19 protein-coding genes and 1 pseudogene are annotated in these 22231 nt (G+C 70.1%); 12 read left to right on the top strand and 8 right to left on the bottom strand.

Translation table 11 applies throughout. The annotated features are described in order from the left end of the window. The first annotated feature begins 22 nt into the window (after nucleotides 1-22). The 6 genes from H4F98_RS09985 to H4F98_RS09960 are packed head-to-tail and all read left to right on the top strand — an operon-like array spanning nucleotide 23 to nucleotide 4722. Nucleotides 23-382: a hypothetical protein gene (locus tag H4F98_RS09985; RefSeq protein WP_182687255.1), complete on the top strand. Its 360-nt coding sequence runs from the start codon at nucleotides 23-25 to the stop codon at nucleotides 380-382. Between the two features lie 6 nt (nucleotides 383-388). Continuing rightward, on the top strand, nucleotides 389-1048 hold the full coding sequence (locus H4F98_RS09980; protein WP_246373062.1) for a phage holin family protein: 660 nt from the start codon (nucleotides 389-391) through the stop codon (nucleotides 1046-1048). A gap of 46 nt (nucleotides 1049-1094) precedes the next feature. Next, nucleotides 1095-1448 (top strand): hypothetical protein, encoded by a 354-nt coding sequence (locus tag H4F98_RS09975; protein ID WP_182687254.1) that lies wholly within the window; start codon nucleotides 1095-1097, stop codon nucleotides 1446-1448. Further along, nucleotides 1445-2578 (top strand): AI-2E family transporter, encoded by a 1134-nt coding sequence (locus H4F98_RS09970; RefSeq protein WP_182687253.1) that lies wholly within the window; start codon nucleotides 1445-1447, stop codon nucleotides 2576-2578. The genes H4F98_RS09975 and H4F98_RS09970 overlap by 4 nt, the downstream gene beginning before the upstream one ends. 60 nt (nucleotides 2579-2638) lie before the next feature. After that, nucleotides 2639-3352, top strand: a complete 714-nt coding sequence (locus H4F98_RS09965) for an HAD family hydrolase (RefSeq protein ID WP_182687252.1) — start codon at nucleotides 2639-2641, stop codon at nucleotides 3350-3352. Continuing rightward, entirely contained in the window at nucleotides 3349-4722 is a 1374-nt protein-coding gene (locus H4F98_RS09960; RefSeq protein WP_182687251.1) for a leucyl aminopeptidase family protein, read from the top strand. The genes H4F98_RS09965 and H4F98_RS09960 overlap by 4 nt, the downstream gene beginning before the upstream one ends. Before the next feature lie 13 nt (nucleotides 4723-4735). Here H4F98_RS09960 and H4F98_RS09955 read toward each other — a convergent pair whose 3' ends face one another. Genes H4F98_RS09955 through H4F98_RS09940 form a run of 4 tightly spaced genes read right to left on the bottom strand, consistent with a single transcriptional unit; the run spans nucleotide 4736 to nucleotide 8324 of the window. Continuing rightward, entirely contained in the window at nucleotides 4736-5338 is a 603-nt protein-coding gene (locus H4F98_RS09955; RefSeq protein WP_182687250.1) for a response regulator transcription factor, read from the bottom strand. A gap of 45 nt (nucleotides 5339-5383) precedes the next feature. Then, nucleotides 5384-6583, bottom strand: coding sequence for a sensor histidine kinase (locus H4F98_RS09950; RefSeq protein WP_182687249.1), 1200 nt, complete (start codon nucleotides 6581-6583; stop codon nucleotides 5384-5386). A 38-nt stretch (nucleotides 6584-6621) separates the two neighbouring features. Continuing rightward, complete coding sequence (locus H4F98_RS09945) at nucleotides 6622-7404, bottom strand: ABC transporter permease (RefSeq protein WP_182687248.1); 783 nt, start codon at nucleotides 7402-7404, stop codon at nucleotides 6622-6624. Beyond that, nucleotides 7404-8324, bottom strand: coding sequence for an ABC transporter ATP-binding protein (locus tag H4F98_RS09940; RefSeq protein ID WP_182687247.1), 921 nt, complete (start codon nucleotides 8322-8324; stop codon nucleotides 7404-7406). The genes H4F98_RS09945 and H4F98_RS09940 overlap by 1 nt, the downstream gene beginning before the upstream one ends. A 195-nt stretch (nucleotides 8325-8519) precedes the next feature. Here H4F98_RS09940 and H4F98_RS09935 point away from each other — a divergent pair. The 6 genes and pseudogenes from H4F98_RS09935 (at nucleotide 8520) to H4F98_RS09910 (ending at nucleotide 15462) form a co-directional block, all read left to right on the top strand. Next, nucleotides 8520-9491 (top strand): annotated as a pseudogene (locus H4F98_RS09935) (SMP-30/gluconolactonase/LRE family protein). 177 nt (nucleotides 9492-9668) lie between these two features. Next, nucleotides 9669-10919, top strand: a complete 1251-nt coding sequence (locus H4F98_RS09930; RefSeq protein WP_182687245.1) for an efflux RND transporter periplasmic adaptor subunit — start codon at nucleotides 9669-9671, stop codon at nucleotides 10917-10919. A 133-nt stretch (nucleotides 10920-11052) separates the two neighbouring features. Beyond that, entirely contained in the window at nucleotides 11053-11745 is a 693-nt protein-coding gene (locus H4F98_RS09925; RefSeq protein WP_182687243.1) for an ABC transporter ATP-binding protein, read from the top strand. A 78-nt stretch (nucleotides 11746-11823) separates the two neighbouring features. Next, entirely contained in the window at nucleotides 11824-12981 is a 1158-nt protein-coding gene (locus tag H4F98_RS09920) for an ABC transporter permease (protein ID WP_182687241.1), read from the top strand. 85 nt (nucleotides 12982-13066) lie between these two features. After that, nucleotides 13067-14383: an ABC transporter permease gene (locus H4F98_RS09915; protein ID WP_182687239.1), complete on the top strand. Its 1317-nt coding sequence runs from the start codon at nucleotides 13067-13069 to the stop codon at nucleotides 14381-14383. Nucleotides 14384-14463: 80 nt separating this feature from the next. Continuing rightward, a complete protein-coding gene (locus tag H4F98_RS09910) occupies nucleotides 14464-15462 on the top strand; it encodes an alpha/beta hydrolase (protein ID WP_182687237.1) in 999 nt (332 codons plus the stop codon). Nucleotides 15463-17126: 1664 nt separating this feature from the next. On the opposite strand, the gene H4F98_RS09905 is transcribed toward H4F98_RS09910, so the two are convergent. The 4 genes from H4F98_RS09905 to H4F98_RS09890 form a co-directional block, all read right to left on the bottom strand. Beyond that, nucleotides 17127-19337, bottom strand: a complete 2211-nt coding sequence (locus tag H4F98_RS09905) for a carboxy terminal-processing peptidase (protein WP_182687235.1) — start codon at nucleotides 19335-19337, stop codon at nucleotides 17127-17129. Nucleotides 19338-19648: 311 nt separating this feature from the next. Next, on the bottom strand, nucleotides 19649-20662 hold the full coding sequence (gene lipA / locus H4F98_RS09900; protein ID WP_182687233.1) for a lipoyl synthase: 1014 nt from the start codon (nucleotides 20660-20662) through the stop codon (nucleotides 19649-19651). A gap of 106 nt (nucleotides 20663-20768) precedes the next feature. After that, nucleotides 20769-21488 carry a lipoyl(octanoyl) transferase LipB gene (lipB, locus tag H4F98_RS09895; RefSeq protein WP_182687231.1) on the bottom strand — a complete coding sequence of 240 codons (720 nt, stop codon included), beginning with the start codon at nucleotides 21486-21488 and terminating at the stop codon, nucleotides 20769-20771. After that, nucleotides 21476-21754: a DUF493 family protein gene (locus H4F98_RS09890; protein ID WP_182687229.1), complete on the bottom strand. Its 279-nt coding sequence runs from the start codon at nucleotides 21752-21754 to the stop codon at nucleotides 21476-21478. The genes lipB and H4F98_RS09890 overlap by 13 nt, the downstream gene beginning before the upstream one ends. Nucleotides 21755-22231 lie beyond the last annotated feature (477 nt).

Raw genomic sequence — 22231 nt, 5'->3', positions numbered from 1 at the left:
CTCCCCCAGAAGAGGAACACCCATGAGTCCCACCTCGACCGAATCGATGAAGTCCCACCTTGGCGAAGCCGGCACCCATGCCAAGGACGCCGCCAGCCACACCGCCGAAGCCGTCCGCGGCGCGACCGGCGCCGCGGCCGACGAACTGCGCCTGGGCAAGGCCAACGTCAAGGCCGACCTGGCCGACGGCGCCCTCGCCGGCCTCGCCGCCGCCGAGGAAATGGGCAGTGCCGCCAAGGAGCAGATGGATGCCTTGATGGACAAGAGCCGCGACCTGATCGACAGCGCCGCCGAGCTGGTGCGCGAGCGCCCGCTCGCCTCCTTCGGCGTGGCCTTCGCGGCGGGCTTCGTGATCGCCAAGCTCGCCCGCGGCAGCAAGTAAGCCTCGATGCAGCCCGTTCCCCCGAAGGCGACCCCACCGGTCGACAAGGGGCTGTCCGACGCCGAGCGCGAAGCGCTCAAGGCCGAGGTCCGTGCCCGCGAGGCGGCGCGACGCGCCCGCCTCAAGGCCGAGGCCGAGCGCCCCGACGACGACGGCCCCGAGCCGGACGTCGTGGAGGCGCTGCAGCAGCTCGGCGCGACCAGCAAGGCCGGCGCCAAGGCCGCGCTGGACGCGACCAAGGCCTTCCGCTCGCTGGTGTCGGCGGACTTCTCGCTGGCGCGCAGCGCGCTGGGGCGGACGCTGGCCTTCACCGGCGTGGCGATCGCCTTCGGCGCCTCGGCCTGGCTGCTGTTGATGGCCGCGCTGATCGCGGTGCTCAGCGGCCCCTTCGGCATGACGATCACCGGAGCCGTGCTGGTGACCGCGATCATGAGCTGCCTGGTGACCTGGTTCGCCGGCTGGCAGGCCATGCGCTATTTCGAGCACACGCGGATGCAGGCGACCCGGCGCCAGCTGGCGCGACTGGGCATCGGCGAGCTGGCCGACTTCATGCCCGAGATGGATTCGGCCCGCTCGGCCCGCCACAGCGCGCGCGACGAGCCCCCGGCCGGGCCCGACGGCAAGCCGCCGCGCGACGAGCGCGGCGTCGAAGTGACGCCCCCATGAGGCCGGCCCCGACGCGCCCGGCCCGCCAACGAGGCCCCGATACGCCATGAGTTTCGACAAGCTCATCAACAAGGTCCACCAGGCCGAGGATGCGGTCGAGGCCCACGAGCGCGCGCTGGGCGCCGACCTGCGCCAGTTCAAGCGCTCCTGGCGCGCGATGTGGACGCCCGGCCGGATCGTGATCGCCGGCATCGTCAGCGGCTTCGCGGTCGGCCGCAGCCAGCCCCTGCACATCGCCGCCAACAGCGGCAGCATGCTGCGGGTGATCTCCACCGTCTCGACCCTCTTCGCCGGCACCGGTGCGCGCCAGGCCGCCGACGAGGCCGAGGATGCCGCGGACATGGCCGCGCACGCCGCGGTGGCCGCGGACGACACGGCGCCGCCGACCGCCGGTCCATGAGCGGCCCCGCCGGCGACACCGCATCCCCCGGCGAAGGATTGCCCGAACCCGGCCCACTGGTGCCGGGCGACGCCGGCGCGCATCCGCCCCCGCGGCCGCGCTCCTCCGCGGCGATGGTGGTGGTGGCGACGCTCGGCGTCTGCGTCGTCCTGTGGGCGGCGCAGGGGCTGATCCTGCCGATCCTGCTGGCGATGTTCTTCGCCCTGGTCGGCAACCCGATCATCCGCGGCCTGCGCCGGCTCTGGGTGCCGCGCTTCCTGGCCGCCCTGCTCGTGCTGCTCGGCGGCCTGAGCTTCACCGGCCTGCTGGCCACCCAGCTGATGGAGCCGGCCTCGGAATGGATGCGCCAGGTGCCGCGCGAGATGCGCGAGCTCGCCCCCCGCCTGCGCGAGCTGTCCAAGCCGGTGCAGGACGCCAACGAGGTCGCGGTCAACATCGCCATGGCCGCCGGTGGCGAGGACGGCAAGCGCCCGGAGGTGGTCCGCACCGAGGTCAACGACCCTTACAAGTCCCTGACCGCAACCCCGAAGATGGTCGCCTCCGTGCTGGCTGTGGTGCTGTTGACGCTGTTCTTCATGGTCTACGGCGACGACCTGGTCCGCAACGCGCTGGCGCTGTTGCCCGGGCGGCAGCAGAAGAAGGTCACCGTGGAGATCCTCAACTCCATCGAGCGCGAGATATCGCGCTACGTGCTGACCATCAGCGTGATCAACGTGGTGGTCGGCCTGGTCTTCGCCGGGGTGCTCTACCTGCTCGAGGTGCCGCTGGCCGAAGCCCTGCTGTGGGGCACGATGGCGGCCCTGCTGAACTTCGCACCTTACGTGGGGCCCCTGATCGGCATGCTGGTGATGCTGCTGATGGGCTTCGTCGCCTTCGACGAACTGTGGCGCTCGCTTCTGCCGGCCGGCATCTACCTGGCCATCCACACGCTGGAAGGGCAGATCATCACCCCGATCATACTGGGCCAGCGCATGCGCCTCTCGCCGCTGGTGCTGATCCTGGCACTGATGCTGATGGGCTGGCTGTGGGGCATCATCGGCCTGCTGCTGGCCGTGCCGCTGCTGGTCTGCGTCAAGCTGGTGCTGGAGCGGATCGAGGGCATGGACGGCTGGGCCCGCCTGCTCGAGTAGGCCGGCCGAAGACGCGACGCCCGCCTCGGCGGAAGCCGCTGCCGGGGGTAGAATGGCGGCATGGCTTTCCGCGTCAGCGCGATCACCCTCGACCTCGACGACACCTTGTGGCCGTTCGCCCCGATCGGCGCACGCGTGGAACAGGTGCTCGACGACTGGCTGCGGCGCCACTGCCCGCGCACCGCCGAGCGCTACCCGATCCCGGCGATGCGACGGCTGCGCGAACAGGTCTTCGCCGAGCGTCCCGACCTGGCGCATGATTTCAGCCAGCTGCGCCGGTTGAGCCTGGTCCGCGCGATGGAGGAGGCCGGCGACGATCCCGCGCATGCCACGACCGCCTTCGACGTGTTCTACGCCGAGCGCAACCGCGTCGAGTTCTATGCCGACAGCGAGCCGGCGCTGGCGCGCCTGGCCGCGCGCGTGCCGGTGGCGGCGCTGAGCAACGGCAACGCCGACCTGGCGGTGATCGGCATCGACCACCACTTCGCCTTCCAGCTGGGTGCCCGCGAACACGGCGCCGCCAAGCCCGACGCCGGCCTGTTCCACGCTGCCTGCGGCCGCCTGGGCCTGGCGCCGGCACAGGTACTGCACGTCGGCGACGACATCGAACTCGACGTGCGCGGCGCCCAGCGCGCCGGGCTGCGCTCATGCTGGATCAACCGCGAGGGCGCGCCCTGGCCGCACCGCGAACGCCCCGACCTCGAATTCACCACCCTTGCCGCGCTGGCCGACTGGCTGGACGCGGCGCACGCCATGGAAACGAACGCCGCATGAGCCTGCCCGACGGTTTCACCACCACCGCCCACGACGCCACCCCGCTGTACGTGGTCACCCGCCTGGGCTACGTCGACTGGCGTACCCGCCAGCCGGCGCCGGTACGCGCCTGGCTGGACGCACAGGGCTTCGACGGCTCGCCCGGCACCGCGGTCACCCTGCCGACCCCGGACGGGGCGATCGCCGCCGGCCTGATCGGCGTCGAGGACCTGCTCGACCCCTATGCCTATGGACACGCGCCCTTCGCGCTGCCGGCCTGCCGCTGGGCGCTGGCGACCTCGCTCGACGACACCGAGCGCGCCGCGCTTGAGCTGGGTTGGGGCCTGGGCGCGTACCGCTTCAGCCGCTACAAGTCGCCGCTGCGCCCGGCGTCGCAACTGGTGGTGGACGAGGCCGCGAGCGAGACCCGCGACATCCTGCGCGCCTCGCTGCGCGTGCGCGACATGGTCAACACACCGACCGAGCACATGGGTCCGGACCAGATCGAGCAGCTCGCCCGCGAGATCGCCCAGGCCCACGGCGCCACCCTCGAGGTGGTCGCCGGCGATGACCTGCTCACGCGCAACTTCCCGGCCATCCACGCGGTCGGCCGCGCCAGCCACCGCGCGCCGCGCCTGATCGGGCTGCACTGGGGCAAGGACAGCGATCCCTGCGTGGCGATCGTCGGCAAGGGCGTGTGCTTCGACAGCGGCGGCCTGGACATCAAGCCCGCCGAAGGCATGCGCAACATGAAGAAGGACATGGGCGGGGCGGCGCACGCGCTCGCGCTCGCCGAACTGGTCATGGCCCGCAAGCTGCCGGTGCGCCTGAGCCTGCTGATCCCCGCGGTCGAGAACAGCATCGGGCCCGAGGCATTCCGCCCGGGCGAGGTGGTGTCCACGCGCAAGGGCATCATGGTCGAAATCGACAATACCGACGCCGAGGGCCGCGTGATCCTGGCCGACGCGCTCACCTATGCCGGCGAGCAGAACCCCGAACTGATCCTCGACTTCGCCACCCTCACCGGCGCGGCGCGCATCGCGTTGGGACCCGACCTGCCGGCGCTGTTCTGCAACGACGATGCGCTCGCCAACGATTGGCTGGCCGCCGGCGAGCGGCTGCGCGACCCGCTCTGGCGGATGCCGTTGTGGCGGCCGTACCTGCGCTACCTCACCAGCCAGGTGGCCGACATGGCCAACGCCGGCTCGAAGATGGCCGGCGCGGTCACCGCGGCCCTGTACCTGGAGCGCTTCATCCCCGAAGCGCGCCCCTGGGCCCACCTGGACGTCTATGCCTGGAGCGACACCGCGCGCCCGGGCCGGCCGCCGGGCGGCGAAGCCCTGGGCCTGCGCTCGGCCTTCGCGATGCTGAAGGACCGCTACCCGGCCTGAGCCGCGCCGGGGCTCACAGCAGCCCCTTCTGCCGCGCCAGCCGGAAGGCCTCGATGCGGTTGCCGACGCCGAGCTTGCCGATCGCCTCGGACAGGTAGTTGCGCACCGTGCCCTGGGACAGGTTGAGCTGGCGCGCGATCTCGGCGGTCGACTGGCCCTCGCCGGCCAGTCGCAGCACCTGGCGCTCGCGATCGTTGAGCGGGTCCGCCTCGCCCCAGGCTTCCAGCGCCAGCTCCGGATCGATGGCGCGGCCGCCGGCGTGCACCTTGCGCAAGGCTTCGGCCAGCTGCTCGGCCGGCGCGTCCTTGAGCAGGTAGCCGGTGACGCCGGCATCCAGCGCCCGCCGCAGGTAACCGGCGCGGGCGAAGGTGGTCACGATCACCACCCGCGTGGGCAGTTCGTGGCGCTGCACGCGCTGGGCCAGCTCCAGGCCGGTCAGCCCCGGCATCTCGATGTCGGTGACGAGCAGGTCGGGGGCATGCCGCTGCAGCGCCCGCCACGCGGCCTCGCCGTCGGCGACCGCCTCGACGACCTCGATGTCGGCCTCCAGGCCCAGCAGCGCGGACAGCGCGCCGCGCACCATCGCCTGGTCCTCGGCCAACAGCACGCGGATCATGGGCCGGCTCCTTCGTTCATCGGCGTGATCGCCTGTCGTATCGGGTCATGGCAGGAGGGTCCCTTCCTGTCCGTCGGCGGGCGGACCGGCGTCGGGGGGCAGCGGCAGCCGCACGTCCACGCGCGTGCCCTGGCCGCGACGACCCTCCACGCGCAGTTCGCCACCCAGCGCCTCGAGCCGTTCGCGCATGCCGCCCAGGCCATTGCCGGGGACGATGTCGCCGCCACGCCCATTGTCGCTCACCGACAGGCGCACGTCGGTGCCGTCCGCTTCCAGCAACACCTGGGCCTGGGTGGCCCGTGCGTGCCGCTGCAGGTTGGTGACCGCCTCGCGCAGGCACATCGCGAGCGCGACCTCGTGCGCCGCCGGCAACGGTGGCAGGTCGGCGTGATGGCGCAGGGTGATGCCGTCGGTTTCCAGCAGCAGTCGGGCGGACGCCAGCTCCGCCGCGATGCCGGCCGACCGGATCCCGGTCACCGCGCGACGGACCTGCGAAAGCGCCTCGCGCGCAACGCGACTGACCTCGTCGACCTCGTGGCGCGCGGCCGCCGGATCGCGCTCGAGCAGGCGCCCGGCGAGATCGGACTTGAGCGCAATCAGCGACAGCGTATGCCCCAGCAGGTCGTGCAGGTCGCGGCCGATGCGCTCGCGCTCGGCGGTGGCGGCCAGGCGCTTGACCTCCTCGTGGCTCAGGCGCAGCGCGGCCTGCTTGTGCTTGTCGCGGTAGTAGAAGTGATTGCCGAAGAACACCGACAGGCCGACCACGGCGGTGATCCCGAGGATGAACATCGGATAGCGCAGCAGGTGCAGCTCGAGGCCGTAGAGCGCCAGCATGGCGACGATCGCCAGCAGCTTGGCCGGCATGCCGGTCTGCCAGGCCGCGCTGAACGAGCAGGCATAGATCAGGTAGGTATTGGAAAAGCCGTTGGCCGGCATCAGGCCGAAGCCGAGCAGGGCGATCGCGAGCGTGCACGCGATGCGCCAGCCGCCGGAGGTGCGGTAGGTGGCGAAGTAAAGCGGCAGGAACAGCGCGATGCTCAGCAGGGTCGGCCAGAGCAGGCCATCGCGGCCGCCGTCGGGGATCCAGATGCTCGCGCGGAAGCCGAACACCACCGGCAGGAACAGGAACAGCAGGTAGCCCAGGCTGTAGATCGGCATCCAGCCCAGGTCGAAATGGTCGGTCAGCAGCGCACGGCGCGCGCGCAGCAGGGCCTGCATCATTCGATTGGATTGCCACCGAGCCATCCTCGTCTCCATGTCCGTCCCCGGCGCCGCCGCCCCGCTCACGCCTCGCGCGCCAGGCGCCGCAGCGCGAGCAGCGCGAAGACCGCGGTGAAGGCCAGCAGCACGCCGACGTGCATCGCGACGGGTTTGCCTTCGCCCTGCCCGAGCACGCGCAGCGCGACCTGCGACAGATGATACGACGGCCATGCCGGCGCCATCCGCGCGACGAGGTCGGGCAGCATCGACAAGGGCATCCACAGGCCCGAGAGGAACGCCATCGGCAGGTACACGATGTTCACCACCGCCGGCGCCCCGTCGCCGCCGACACGGCTGCCGATCCACAGCCCGATCGCGCAGAAGGGCAGCACGCCGAGCACGTTGATGCCCACCAGCGACAGCCACTGCCAGGCCTGCAGCTGCACGCCGCCGACAGTGGCGGCGAGCAGGGCCAGCGACAGCGAGCAGACCGTGGCGAACACTGCGGCGGAGACCATCTTCGCGCCGACATACGCGCCCGGCGGCATCGGCAGCGCGCGCTTGAGCGTCAGCAGGCCGCGCTGCCGGTCCACGGCGACGTTGACGCCGAAACCGAACAGGCCCACGCCCATCACGCCGAACACGCCGTAGGTGGCCAGCAGGTAGGCCGCGACCTCCGGCCGGCTACCGCCCTTCGCCGCCAGGACCACGCCGAACAGCAGGTAGAACAGCGGCGGGAACAGCAGCGTGGGCAGGGCGAACGACGGCGTGCGCAGGACGCGCAACAGCTCGCAGCGTGCCTCCAGGCGCCAGGGCCGGAAACGCGAGGATCGGCTGGGGACGAGGGTGTGCGACAGGCTGTCCATCATGCGGCCTCCGGGACGGGGCGGGCATCGTCGCCCGCGGTGATGGCGAGGAAGGCATCGGCCAGTCCGGCACGCTGCACTTCCAGTTCCGACAGCGCGGCATCCTCCTCCAGGAGGCGGCGGACAACCGGTTCGGCGTGTTCGGCCACGATCTCCAGCCAGGCCTCGTTGCGCGCGGCGTGGCTGACGCCGGGCCACTGACGCACGCCCGCCGCCGACAGCGCCGACAGGCAACGGATCCGCCGTTGCGCGACGCGGGCACGCATGTCCTGCACGCTGCCTTCGGCGATCAGCCGGCCGCGGTCGATCACCGCGACATGGTCGGCCAGCGCCTCGGCTTCCTCGAGGTAGTGCGTGGTCAGCAGGATCGCGCAGCCGGTGCCCAGCAGGCCGCGGATGGCTTTCCACATGCCCTGGCGGGCCTCGATGTCGAGACCGGTGGTGGGCTCGTCCAGGAACAGCAGCTCCGGCCGGCCGCAGATCGCCAGCGCGAACTGCACGCGCCGCTGCTGACCGCCCGAGAGCTGGCCGTAGCGGCGCTCCATCAACTCTCCCAGCCCGGCCATCGCGATGCAGTCGGCGACGCTGCGCGGATCCGGATAGTAGCTGCGCGTCAGCGCCAGCAGCTCGCGCACCTTGAGGACTTCCTGGATGCCCGCGCTCTGCAGCATCACGCCGACCCGCCGTCGCGTCGCGAGCAGCCGCGGCGATTGCCCGAACACCTCGACGCTGCCCGCGTCGGCGGTTTGCAGGCCCAGCAACAGGCCGATCGCCGTGGTCTTGCCGGCACCGTTGGGACCCAGCAGGGCGGTCAGGCGGCCGCGCCGCAAGGAGAGGTCGATGCCGTCGAGGGCGCGCAGCGCTCCGTATTGCTTCACCGCGGCCGAAAGCCGCGCGGCGGGAGGATCGGTCATGCTCATGCTCGGTGCCTTCCAGTGGGACTGCGGCCACGATAGGCAGGCCGCGACACGGGGGGCAGTGGCGGCTGCCATGTGCTGCGCATGACAGCTGTCAGGTCGCCGCCGGCACCGGGTGTCAGCAGCATCGCCGTCGCGGCTTGGCCGCGGCGGGCGGAGGCTTCACAATCGGTGGACGACTTCACGACAGGATTCGACATGAAGTTCCGCCCGGCGCGCGCCCGGATCGCGCACCCTGCCCCGAGGCCCTTGCTGCCGCTGCTCGCCTGCGGCCTGGCCGCCGCGCTCGCCGCGGCCTGCAGCCATGCCCCCCACTCGCCCACCGGCACCGGGCTCTACCAGGCCTGGGACGTGGTCGGGGATGGCGTGTTCACCGCAGGCGTCGAAGGCCCCGCGGTAGGACCCGACGGTGCGCTCCACGCCGTCGGCTTCGGTCGCGACGGCACCGTCGGACGCGTGGTCGTCGACGCCGATGGACGCGGTCGCGCCTCCCTGTTCGCCACGCTGCCCACGGGCAGCATCGGCAACGGCATCCGCTTCGATGACGACGGCCACCTGCTGGTGGCCGACTATGCCGGCCACCAGGTCCTGCGCCTGTCGCCCGATGGAGGCGACATGACGACCTACGCCGCGCTGCCCGGCGCGCACCAGCCCAACGACATCGCCCGCGCGCCGGACGGCACGCTCTATGCCAGCGACCCTGACTGGGCCAGCGGCAGCGGCCAGCTGTGGCAGGTCCGGACCGACGGCAGCGTGCGCCGGCTGGAGTCGGGCATGGGCACGACCAACGGCATCGAAGTCAGCCCGGACGGGCGCCGGCTCTATGTCAACTAGAGCGTGCAGCGGAAGGTCTGGGCATACGACATCGAGGCCGACGGCGGCGTCTCTGGAAAGCGGCTGCTGCTGGCCTTTCCCGACCATGGCCTGGACGGCATGCGCTCCGACGTCGAAGGCAACCTCTACATCGCCCGTTACGACGCCGGGACGGTGGCGGTGGTGTCGCCCGACGGCCGCCTGCTGCGCGAGGTCGCGCTGCGCGGACGCAAGCCGACCAATGTCGCCTTCGGTGGCGTCGATGGACGCACCGTCTTCGTCACCCTGCAGGACCGCGGCGCCATCGAGGCCTTCCGCAATGCCCTGCCCGGACGCGAATGGGGGCCGCTGCGATGAAGGCGCTGCCTCGCGCTACCCTGAGCTTCGACACGGCAAGCGCATGACAGCTGTCACTTGGCGCGACGCGACGTGGCGGCGATGCTGGCGCCACCCTCGAGGGGATGCCGGTGTCGCCGCCGGGCTGCCTGCCCGCGTGCCGGTCACATCCACCCCTTCCTTCCGTCTGGACACTCGATGAGCACTTCCGCCGACCTGCTGAAAGAACTCCGTATCGACCGCAACGCGTCGCCGCCGCCGACCGGGCGCGGGCCCTTGTTCGCGGCCATCGCGGTCGCGGTCGTGCTGGCGCTCGGCATCCTGGGCTGGCTGCTGCTGGGTCGCGGCGGCTCGACCGAAGTGCGCACCGCCACCGCGGTCGCGATCGGCGGCGCCGGGAACGGCAGCGCATCGGTACTGGACGCAACCGGCTATGTGGTCGCGCGCCGGATCGCGACCGTCTCGGCCAAGATCACCGGCCGCGTGCGCGAAGTGCTGATCGAGGAAGGGCAGTCGGTCGAGGCCGGCGATGTCATGGCCACCCTCGACCCGGTCGACGCCAATGCGCAGCAATCGCTGGCGCAGGCGCAGCTCGCCGCGGCGCACAGCCAGGCGAGCAGCATCCAGGCCCAGCTCAAGGAGGCCGAGTCCAACGCCACCCGGCTGGCCACCCTGGCCCGGCAGCAGCTGGTGTCCAAGTCGCAGTACGACCAGGCGATCGCCCAGCGCGACGCCCTGCGCGCGCAGCTGGTGACGGCGCAGCGCACCGCCGCGGTCGCCGCCGACCAGCTCGACATCGCCGAGATCGGCGTGGACAACACCATCGTGCGCGCGCCGTTCGCGGGCGTGGTGATCGCCAAGGCCGCGCAGCCGGGCGAGATCATCTCGCCGCTGTCGGCCGGTGGCGGCTACACCCGCACCGGCATCGGCACCATCGTCGACATGGATTCGCTCGAGGTCGAAGTCGACGTCGGCGAAGCCTTCATCGGCCGGGTCAAGCCCAGGATGCCGGTCGAGGCCACGCTCAACGCCTACCCGGACTGGAAGATCCCCGCCGAGGTGATCGCCATCATCCCGGCCGCCGACCGCGGCAAGGCGACGGTGAAGGTCCGCATCGGCTTCAAGGAGAAGGACCCGCGCATCGTCCCGGACATGGGCGTGCGCGTGAGCTTCCTGGAACAGGCCGCGCCCGAGCAGGCCGACGCGCCGCCGCCCGGCGTGCTGGTGCCCGCCAGCGCGGTGGTGGAACGCGACGACGCCCAGCTCGCCTTCGTCGTCGTCGACGGCAAGGTCGCCGCGCGCACGGTGCGCGTGGGGCGCACGCTGGGCGAGGACCTGGAGGTCACCGACGGCCTGGCCGGGGGCGACGTCGTGGTGCTGTCGCCGCCGGCGGAACTCGCCAACGGCGACGCGGTGGAAGTAAAGGAGGACGACGGGTCGAATTCCTGACCCTTCGTTCGTCGACAGCAACAGCCGCCGCCAGTCCACCGCGCGGCGCGCAAGACAGGCCGGGGCGACGGACCCGGTTCGATCCGACACCATGCGCCGGGGACGTCGCCCCGACGGCAACGAGGCAAACGCCATGACGTCACTGGTATCCATCCGCGATCTCACCAAGACCTACCAGCGCGGCCCGGAGAAGATCGAGGTCCTGCACGGCATCAACCTGGAGATCCCGACCGGCGACTTCGTGTCGCTGATGGGCCCCTCCGGCTCGGGCAAGACCACCCTGCTCAACCTGATCGGCGGCCTGGACACGCCCAGCGGCGGCGAGATCGAGATCGAGGGCCAGCGCATCGACCGCATGAGCGCCGGCCAGCTCTCGCACTGGCGCAGCCAGAACGTCGGTTTCGTGTTCCAGTTCTACAACCTGATGCCGACGCTGACCGCGCAGAAGAACGTGGAGCTGCCGTTGCTGCTGGCCCCGCTCAGCGCCGCCGACCGCCGGCGCCGGGCCGAGATCGCCCTGCAGCTGGTCGGCCTGCCCGAGCGCGGCAAGCACAAGCCCAACGAACTGTCGGGCGGCCAGCAGCAGCGCGTGGCGATCGCGCGCGCGATCGTGTCCGACCCCAAGCTGCTGATCTGCGACGAGCCCACCGGCGACCTCGACCGGAAGTCGGCCGAGGAGATCCTGGCGCTGCTGCAGTCGCTCAACCGCGACCACGGCAAGACCATCGTCATGGTGACCCACGATCCCAAGGCGGCCGAGCACGCCACGCACAGCCTGCACCTGGACAAGGGCACCCTCGTCGAACAGGTCCGCCACGTCGCCTGAGCCCGGGACACCACGATGCGTCGACGCCGCTGACGCGCCACCGGTGCCTGCGGCGACGACCGGAAGAGGATTGGGAACATGAAATACCTGCACCTGATTTGGGCCGCGCTGTTCCGCAGCAAGACCCGCACCGTGCTCACGCTGCTGTCGGTGATCGTCGCGTTCATGCTGTTCGGCATGCTCGACTCGGTCCGCGCCGCCTTCAACGCGGGCAGCAACGTCGCCGGCTACGACCGCCTGGTGGTCGCCTCGCGCCTGTCGATCACCCAGATGCTGCCGATGCGCCTGGAACCGCAGATCAAGGCCGTGCCTGGCGTGCGCAAGGCGGTGCACGCGGCCTGGTTCGGCGGCATCTACCAGGACCAGCGCAACTTCTTCCCGAACATGTCGGTGGGCCCGGGCTTTTTCGACATCTATCCCGAGTACGAGATCAGCCCGGCGCAGCTCAAGGCCTTCGAGACCACGCGCAACGGCGCGGTGGTCGGCGCGGCCCTGGCCGAGAAATACGGCTGGAAGATCGGCGACATCATCCCGCTGCAAGCCACGATCTTCCCCACCCAGGGCAGCAACAACTGGGAGTTCAAGCTCGTCGGCATCTACCGCCTGAAGGACTCCAAGCGCAAGGGCGAGGAAAGCGCACTGTATTTCCGCTGGGACTACTTCAACGAGGCCAACGATTACGTCAAGGACCGCGCCGGCTGGTGGATGGTGCAGCTCGACGACCCCGACCGGGCCGACCAGGTGGCGCAGGCGATCGACAAGATCAGCGAGAACTCCGACCACGAGACCAAGACCCAGACCGAGCAGGCGTTCAACCAGGCCTTCGTCAAGCAGTTCGCCGACATCGGCCTGATCGTCAGCGCGATCATGGGCGCGGTCTTCTTCACCCTGCTGCTGCTGACCGGCAACACCATGGCGCAGGCCGTGCGCGAGCGCATCCCCGAGCTCGCGGTGCTCAAGACCATCGGCTTCACCGACCGCAGCGTGCTGTTGCTGGTGCTCGCCGAGTCGGTGCTGTTGCTGGTGCTGGGCGGGACCATCGGCCTGCTGATCGCGGCAGTCATGATCCCCGCGCTCAGCGCCATGAGCGGCGGCATGATCCTGCTGCAGACCGTGCCCGCGGCCACCTGGGCGCTCGGCCTGGGCCTGATGGCGGCCTTCGGCCTGCTGGTGGGCCTGCTGCCGGCGCTGCGCGCCATGCGCCTGAACATCGTCGATGCACTGGCGGGGCGCTGAGCATGTCCGCCGCGTCGAAGCCCGGCACCGTCCACGACGACCGCGCACGGCATCGCGCGGCCTCACCTGATTCGAGGATCCACGCATGAACCGCATTAAGAAATGGCTGGGCAACCTCGGCGTCATCATCGCCCTGCTCGTGGGCCTGGTGGCCTGGACAATGCTGCCCTGGCAGGGCGTGCTCGCCCTCGCGGTGCTGGCGGCGCTCTGGCTGTCGTTCACCCGCAGCGGGCGCCTCGCGCTCGCCGCGACCCGGATTGGCATCGCCAGCCTGCCCGACCGCTGGGGCGCCTCGTCGGTGATCGTGGTCGGCATCGCCGGCGTGGTCGGCGTGCTGGTGGCGATGCTGGCGATGGGCGCGGGCTTCCAGAAGACGCTCAACCAGACCGGTCGCGACGACACCGCGATCATCCTGCGCGGCGGCTCGCAGGCCGAGACCAACTCGACCATCGCCCGCGAGCAGGTGCCCTTGATCTCCAGCCTCGCCGGTATCGCCCTCGACGCGGACGGCAGACCGCTGGTCTCGCCCGAGCTGTCGCAGGTGGTCAACATGGTCACCCGTTCCGACGGCACCGACGCCAACGCGCAGCTGCGCGGCGTCGGCGACGCGGGCTGGGCGATCCGGCCGCAGCTGAAGATCGTAGAGGGCCGTCGCTTCGAGCCGGGCAAGCGCGAACTGGTCGTCGGCCAGGGCGCACAGTCCCAGTACGTGGGCCTGGAGGTCGGCAAGACCATCGAACTGGCCAATCAGGACTGGACGGTGGTCGGCCGATTCGCATCCGGGGATTCGCACGATTCGGAGCTGTGGGCCGACGCGCAGACCCTGTCCTCCACCTACCAGCGCACCTCCTACCAGTCGGTGACGGTGCGCCTGGAGAACGCCAAGGCGCTGACCGCGTTCAAGGCGGCGATGGCGGCCGACCCGAGGCTCAAGCTCGATGTGCTCAGCACCAAGGACTACTACAGCAAGCAGTCCGAGGGCCTGACCAAGCTGATCGACATCCTCGGCAAGGTCATCGGCACGATCATGGCGATCGGCGCGGTATTCGGTGCGCTCAACACCATGTACGCCGCCGTCGCCGGCCGCGCGCGGGAGATCGCGACGATGCGCGCGATCGGTTTCCGCGGCCTGCCGGTCGTCGTCGCGGTGATGCTGGAGACCATGCTGCTGGCGCTGCTGGGCGGCCTGCTGGGCGGCCTGCTTGCGTGGCTCATCTTCAACAACTACAGCGTGTCGACCTTGAGCGGCAACTTCAGCCAGGTGATGTTCAAGTTCAACGTCTCCCCCGAGCTGCTGTGGAGCGGACTGAAGTGGGCCCTGGGCATCGGCTTGGTCGGCGGCCTGTTCCCATCGCTGCGCGCCGCCCGCCTGCCGGTCACCGAGGCCCTGCGCTCGGCGTGAGGCCTGCCTTCCGCGCCCCGCTGTTGAGGCGAGTCGCGTCCTGCGCTGCCTGCGCGTTCGTCCTGTCGACCAGTGGATGCATGTCCCTGGCCGACAGGATCGCCACGCCTTCGCCCCTGCTGGCGCTGCCGATACCGCCGTCGGGACGCGCCACCCTGGCATCCATGGGCATCGACGAAGGCGAGGCATGGACGGCGGAAGGCGTGCGCATCCACTACCTCGTGGTCCCGGCGGTCGCCTTCAACGTCGATGCGCAATTCCGGCGCGAGGTCGACGCGTATTCGCTTCGCTGGAACCTGTCCGTGGCACCGGAGGATGAGCCGCCACCGTCCACGCGGGGCACGATCGTTTACCTGCATGGCTGGGGCAGCGACGGCGCGATGATGCTGCCGTGGGCGACCGCCCTCGCCCGCCAGGGGTATCGCGGCATCCTGCCCGACCTGCGCCACCATGGCCGTTCGGACGAGGCGCCACCGGGTTTCGGGCCGCGCGAAGCAGGCGACATCCTGCAGCTCTTGCCCGGCTGGCGGCAGGAGGGCCTGGTCGAAGGGCCCGTCTACCTGTTCGGGTTGTCGTACGGCGCCGCCACCGCGATCTTCATGGCCGCCCAGGCCGACGAAGCCGGCACCGGGCAGCCCACCGCGCTCGTCGCGGTCGCACCGTTCGACAACGCCGCCACCGCGATAGAGCGCTTCGCGGGGGAAATGCTCGATGGCGATGCCTTGCCCTGGTTCGCCCCCCGCCATGTCATGGACGAACTCCCGGACGCGATCGTCGAAGCCGGCCGGAAGCTGGATGTCGACCTCGCATCCATCGACGTCGGCCAGGCCGCAGCGGCGACATCGACGTGCATGCTGCTGGTCCACGGCGGCCGGGACCGGCTCGTACCCGCCGACAGCACCCAGCGCATCGCGGATGCCGCCCCCCATGCGCGGCAGGTGACGCTTCCCTTTGAGAACCACATGACGGCGGGATTGCGTTTCGACTGGCTGGCCACGCCCCTCGGCGACTGGCTGCAGGGGGTCGCCGACACGGGCGGATGCCCGGCGATCGACCTGCCGCCCGATCCGGCCGACTGAGACGCACGACGAGCCCCCCTCAAGAGACGCGGCTTCGTCCGGCGCAATACGCTGCGCATGATGCACCGCGCAAGGTGGCGATTTGAGCACGCCTGGCTTTCAACGCGCCGCCGCGCGGGAGGCCCGCTTCGCAGGATGGGTTGCGCGAAGCAAAACCCATCCTGCGTCGTATCCGCCAGCGGCGATGGTGGGTATCGCCTTCGGCTCGGCCCACCCTACGGCGACGCTACGCGTCGTATTGCCGTTGCCGTTGCCGTTGCCGTTGCCGTTGATCTTGATCTTGCGACTTTGAGGCCGCCGAGCACCGCAGGCCGTGGCGGCCGGAGAGGCGCCCTTGTCTGAGCGCAGCGAGTTTGGGCGCCGTGCCGCCACGGCCGAGGCGCACAGGGGACCGGTGCGGCAAAGCCGCACCGGCGGACGATGGAGCCGGCGGTTTTGGTTCCTTTTGACAAGACAAAAGGGACTCGCACGCGCAGCGGGCGAAAGCCTTTGACGTTGTCCTCATAGCCGGGCCCCGGGTGCGCTTCGCTCACCCGGGCTACGTGGACGGCAACTTCGTAGGATGGGTTGCGCGAAGCAACGCCAATCCTGCGTCCACGCGTTGCGGTTGCCGGCGACGGTGGGCTTCGCCTTCGGCTCTACCCACCCTACAGCGACGCTACGCGTCGTATTGCCGTTGCCGTTGCCGTTGCCGTTGCCGTTGATCTTGATCTTGATCTTGCGACTTTGAGGCCGCCGAGCACCGCAGGCCGTGGCGGCCGGAGAGGCGCCCTTGTCTGAGCGCAGCGAGTTTGGGCGCCGTGCCGCTGCGGCCGAGGCGCACAGGGGACCGGTGCGGCAAAGCCGCACCGGCGGACGATGGAGCCGGCGGTTTTGGTTCCTTTTGACAAGACAAAAGGAACCCGCCCACAGGGCGGAAGCCTTTGACCTCTCCGTGGGTTCCGATCGAGCACCGTAGGATGGGTTGCGCGAAGCAACGCCAATCCTGCGTCCACGCGTTGCGGTTGCCGGCGACGGTGGGTTTCGCCTTCGGCTCTACCCACCCTACGGCGACGCTACGCGTCGTATTGCCGTTGCCGTTGCCGTTGCCGTTGCCGTTGATCTTGATCTTGATCTTGCGACTTTGAGGCCGCCGAGCACCGCAGGCCGTGGCGGCCGGAGAGGCGCCCTTGTCTGAGCGCAGCGAGTTTGGGCGCCGTGCCGCCACGGCCGAGGCGCACAGGGGACCGGTGCGGCAAAGCCGCACCGGCGGCCGATGGAGCCGGCGGTTCTGGTTCCTTTTGACAAGACAAAAGAGACCGCCCACAGGGCGGAAGCCTTCGACCTTTCCGTGGGTTCCGATCAAGCACCGTAGGATGGGTTGCGCGAGGCAAAGCCAATCCTGCGTCCATGTGTCGCGGTTGCCGGCGACGGTGGGTTTCGCCTTCGGCTCTACCCACCCTACAGCGAGGTCGCGACCGACCTCCGACCTCCGGCATTCCCCATTCCCCATTCCCCATTCCCCATTCCCCATTCCCCATTCCCCATTCCCCAATCACCCATCACCCATCACCCATCACCCATCACCCATCACCCATCACCCATCACCCATCACCCATCACCCATCACCAAAGAAAAAGGGACGGCCAGGCCGTCCCTTTTTCGTACCCTTCGCTACCGGGCGATCAGTCCGCCCAGTGCCCCGGCTTGTTCGCGGTCGGCAGGACCTGGGCCGAGAGCTGCTTGTCCGCGTCGAGCAGGCGGATCGCATCGGCGAGGATCGCGGCGGACTCGCGCAACAGCGGGTCGGGACGGTCCTCGGCCAGCTTCTCGCGCTCGGCGTCCTTGACGATGTCGCGCTCGTTGGCCGACAGGCCGTCGTCGGTGACGTCGGCCAGCGGGTCCAGGGCCAGGCCGAGGGCCTTGCGCTCTTCCTGGCGTGCCTTGCGCTTGGCCTGCTCGCGGTCGCGCTCGGCGCGCCGCTCGGCCTCGTTGAGCGTGATCGAGGTCTTCTCGCTTTCCGCGCGGTACTGGGCGACGTCGTCGGCCCACCACTGGAACTCCTTGTCGCGGGCGATGCGATTCTCGTGCAGCGCCTCGAGCTTGGGCAGCAGCGGGGCGAAGTTGCCGTAGCGCACGTGCGGCACGGCCGAGATCTTGGTCCACGGCAATGCGTTGTCGTAGGTGCTCTCGCCGAACTCGGTCGCATCGACCGACGCCGGGAAGGCGATGTCGGGCACCACGCCCTTGTTCTGCGTGGAGCCGCCGCTGACGCGGAAGAACTGGGCGATGGTCAGCTTCACCTGGCCGAAGCGCGGCGTCTCGTTGGCCGGCCAGCGGTCCAGGTCGATCAGGTTCTGCACGGTGCCCTTGCCGAAGGTGGTCTCGCCGATGACGAGGCCGCGGCCGTAGTCCTGGATCGCGCCGGCGAAGATCTCCGACGCCGAGGCCGAACCGCGGTTGATCAGCACGGCCAGCGGGCCTTCCCAGGCGATGCCGCTGTCCTCGTCGCCGTTGACGACGACCCGGCCGCCGGACTCGCGCACCTGCACGACCGGGCCGCGGTCGATGAACAGGCCAGTCAGCTCGATCGCCTCGTTGAGCGAACCGCCGCCGTTGTTGCGCAGGTCCAGGACCACGCCGTCCACGTCCTTGCCCTGCAGCTCCTTGAGCAGGCGGGCGACGTCGCGGGTGGCGGAAGCGTAGTCGTTGGCGTTGCGGCGACGACCCTCGAAGTCCTGGTAGAAGCCGGGCAGCTCGATCACGCCGACGCGCTGCGCCGGGGTGCCGTCGGTGGCCGGGATGGTGATGACCTTGGACTTCGCGGCCTGGTCCTCCAGCCGCACCTTGTCGCGCACCAGCACCACTCGGCTGGGCGGCGAATCCAGGCCCATCTCGACCGGGATCACGTCCAGGCGCACCTTGCTGCCCTTGTTGCCGCGGATCTTGGCGACGACGTCGTCGATGCGCCAGCCGACCACGTCCTCCATCGGCCCGCTCTCGCCCTGGCCGACGGCGACGATGCGGTCGCCGGGGTTGAGCTTGCCCGACTTGCCGGCCGGGCCGCCGGCGACGATCTCGCGGATGGCGACGACGTCGTCCTGCTTCTGCAGCACGGCGCCGATGCCCTCCAGCGAGAGCGACATCGACAGGTTGAAATTGTCGGCCGAACGCGGCGTCAGGTAGTCGGTGTGCGGATCGATCGCGTTGGCGTAGCTGTTGAGGAAGGTCTGGAAGACGTCCTCGCCCTTGAGCTCGGCGATGCCCTTGGCCAGGTTCTCGTAGCGCTTGTCGAGCGTCTTGCGGATGTCCTCGGGCTTCTTGCCGGCCATCTTCAGGCGCAGCCAGTCGTTGCGCACCGACTGGGTCCAGAGGCTGTCGAGCTCGGCGGTGTCGGCGGCCCAGGCCGCGTCCTCGCGATCGTATTCGTAGCGGTCGTTGCCGGTGAACTGGAAGACGTCCTTGGTCAGCAGCGCGCGCGCGAAGGCGACGCGTTCGTTGACGCGCTTGCGGTAGGTGCTGAACATCGCGTAGGCCGGATCGAGGTCGCCGCTCTTGAGCGCGTCGTCGAGGCGCAGCTTCCAGGCGTCGAAACGGGCGATGTCGGTCGCGGTGAAGAACTGCTTGCCGCCGTCCAGCGACTCCAGGTAGCGGTCGTACATGTCCGCCGACAAGGCGTCGTCCAGCGGCTTGGGCCGATAGGCGTAGCGGCTGTCCGACAGCAGGGTGTAGACGTGGCGGGCCGCGGTGACCTGGTCCTGCGTCGCCGACGTGGGCAGCGCCGCGCCCGGGGTCACGGCTGCCAGGGCCGGGGTACCGCCGTCGTCGGCCAGCGCGGACTGCGCCAGCGGGGCGGCGAGGAGCAAAGCGAGCAACAGGGGATTCTTGGGATTCATCGCGGACACTTCGCGGCCGTCACCGGCCTGATCTTTGGTGCGGGGGAATCGACGCCGTGCATTCCGCCAGTACGCGTCGATACGTACAGACTCGTACAGGCTACGACCGTTTCACAGTGCCTAAAGTTGCAGGCCCTGTCACGCGATGAACGGCGGGACGGCGCCCGGGGCCGACGCACGGTTCAGGTTGATGACCCGGCCGGCACGACCCTGCCAACGCAGGCGCCCACGCCCGGAGGCCACCGTTCCGCCCCGTGCCACCGCATCTTCCCCGCCACGGGGGAAGCACCGGGTGAAGGCGCGATCGGCGCTCAGGCGGCGACGCCCGCCTCCATCGCCGAACGGTCTGCGTGGTACGAGGAGCGCACCAGCGGGCCCGAGGCGACGTGGCTGAAACCCAGGGACAGGCCGTACTCCTCCAGCGCCTTGAACTCCTCCGGCGTCCAGTAGCGCATCACCGGATGGTGGTGCGCGCTGGGCTGCAGGTACTGGCCGATGGTGATCATGTCGACGTCGTGCGCGCGCAGGTCGCGCAGGGTCGCCTGCACCTGCTCCATCGTCTCGCCCAGGCCGAGCATGATCCCGGACTTGGTGACGACGCCGGGGTGCTGGGCCTTGAACTTCTGCAGCAGGGTCATCGACCACTGGTAATCCGCGCCCGGACGCACGTTGCGATAGAGGTCCGGGACGGTCTCGACGTTGTGGTTGAACACGTCCGGCGGGTTCGTGGCCAGGATCTCCAGCGCGCGCTCCATCCGGCCGCGGCCGCGGAAGTCGGGGGTGAGGATCTCGATGCGGGTCCCCGGCGCCTTGTCGCGGATGGCCGCGATGCAGTCGACGAAATGCTGGGCACCGCCGTCGCGCAGGTCGTCACGGTCCACGCTGGTCACCACCACGTAGCGCAGGCCCATGTCGGCGACGGTTTCGGCCAGGTGCGCCGGCTCGCCCGGGTCCGGCGGCTTCGGACGGCCGTGGGCGACATCGCAGAACGAGCAGCGGCGCGTGCAGACCTCGCCAAGGATCATGAACGTGGCGGTACCGTGGCCGAAGCACTCGTGGATGTTCGGGCAGCTGGCTTCTTCGCAGACGGTCACCAGGCGGTTTTCGCGCAGCTTCTCCTTGAGCTTCTGCACGGCATTGCCCGATGGGATGCGCACGCGGATCCAGGACGGCTTGCGCAGCACCGGCACGTCCTGGAACTGGACCGGTGAGCGGGCGATCTTGTCCCCGGCCACCTGCTTCACGCCCGCCTGCAAAGGGGCGGGGGCGGTGCTGTCGCCGCTCACGACCGCGAGCGGGATGGTCTTGCTGGCATCTTGGGTCATCGTGGACGGGCCTGGCCGGATCTGGGGCCTCCCCCGGCCACGGGGAAGGCTGGAAAATGGGGACGGGACCGGCGTCGCGGGCGCTGCCGCCGCGCATGCCGGCTCCCTACGCTGCGTGGGTCCCGGGAATGGAGGGGACGCGCGCCGGCGCGGTCTCGACCTGCAGCCCGAACAGGCGCGCCAGGTGCTCGACGAGCACCGGCTTGACCGGTTCGAGCCCGGAAGGCCCGCCCAAGTCTACCACCGAGGTCACCTGCAACCCCGCGAAACCGCAGGGATTGATGCGCTGGAAGGGCGCCAGGTCCATGGCGATGTTGAACGCCAGGCCGTGGAAGGTGCAGCCATGCCGCACCCGGATGCCGAGTGCACCGATCTTGGCGTCGCCCACGTAGACGCCCGGGGCGCCCTCGCGGCGGACCGCTTCGATGTTCCAGTCGGCCAGGGTGTCGATCATGGCCTGTTCCACGCGGCAGACGTACTCCTTAACCCCGACCCTGAGCCGGCGCAGGTCCAGCAGGGGGTAGAGCACGATCTGGCCGGGGCCGTGGTAGGTGACCTGGCCGCCGCGGTCGACGTGGATGACCGGGATGTCGCCGGCGGCGAGCACGTGCTCGGGCTTGCCCGCCTGGCCGAGGGTGAACACCGGGTCGTGCTCGACCAGCCACAGTTCGTCCGGTGTATCGGCCGTGCGCGCGTCGGTGAAGGCCTGCATCGCGCGCCAGACCGGCTCGTAGGGCTGCCTGCCGAGGTCGCGCAGCCGCGCCGCCGGCAGCACCGGCGAGGCCTCGTCGACCGCTTGCGCGGTGTGGCAGGTCACAGCGTCCACTTCACCTCGGGATGGTCGCGCAGCACCTGGTGGGCCAGGTCGTACTGGGCACGGTCCTCGGCCTTGAAGCGGATGCGGACCGAGACGTACTTGCCGTTGGAGGAGTGCTTCCACTGGATCGATTCGCTCTCGACCTCGATGCCGGCGTCGATCAGGCGCTGCGGCAGCTCGCGTTCCAGGCCGGCGGTCGCCGGGCCCATCGCGCTGAGCTCGAAATGGCCGGGGAACTGGAAGCCGTGCTCGGGGTTGTCGGATGTGATGTCCATGCCCCGATTATGGGTCCGCCACCGGGCGAACCCAAGGTCCGGCGGTCGCCGGGGAATGCCAAGGCCCATGCCGCCCCATGCCCGGGCCCCGGCTGCGCTCGGCTTGCCTGGGCTACGGTTCTGGCGACCGGGCGTTCGCAGCCACGCGAGCCGGATCCGCAGGGTGCAATAGGCGGAGCGCTTTGCACCTCGCGAGGCGGCGCTTCGAGCAAGGTGGGCTTTCGGGGCCCCGGGTGCGCCTCGCTTACCCGGGCTACGTGGACGTTGCCGTTGCCGTTGACCTTGATCTTGATCTTGATCTTGATCTTGATCTTGATCTTGATCTTGATCTTGATCTTCGCGACTTTGAGGCCGCCGAGCACCGCAGGGCGTGGCGGCCGGAGAGGCGCCCTTGTTTGAGCGAAGCGAGTTTGGGCGCCGTGCCGCCATGACCGAGGCGCGCAGGGGACCGGTGCGGCGAAGCCGGACCGGCGGCCG

This window comes from Marilutibacter spongiae, from assembly GCF_014145325.1.
In the GTDB taxonomy this organism is placed as follows: Bacteria; Pseudomonadota; Gammaproteobacteria; order Xanthomonadales; family Xanthomonadaceae; genus Marilutibacter; species Marilutibacter spongiae.
The sequence above is the reverse complement of the archived record's forward strand: the minus strand, read 5'-3'. Positions and strand labels throughout refer to the sequence as shown.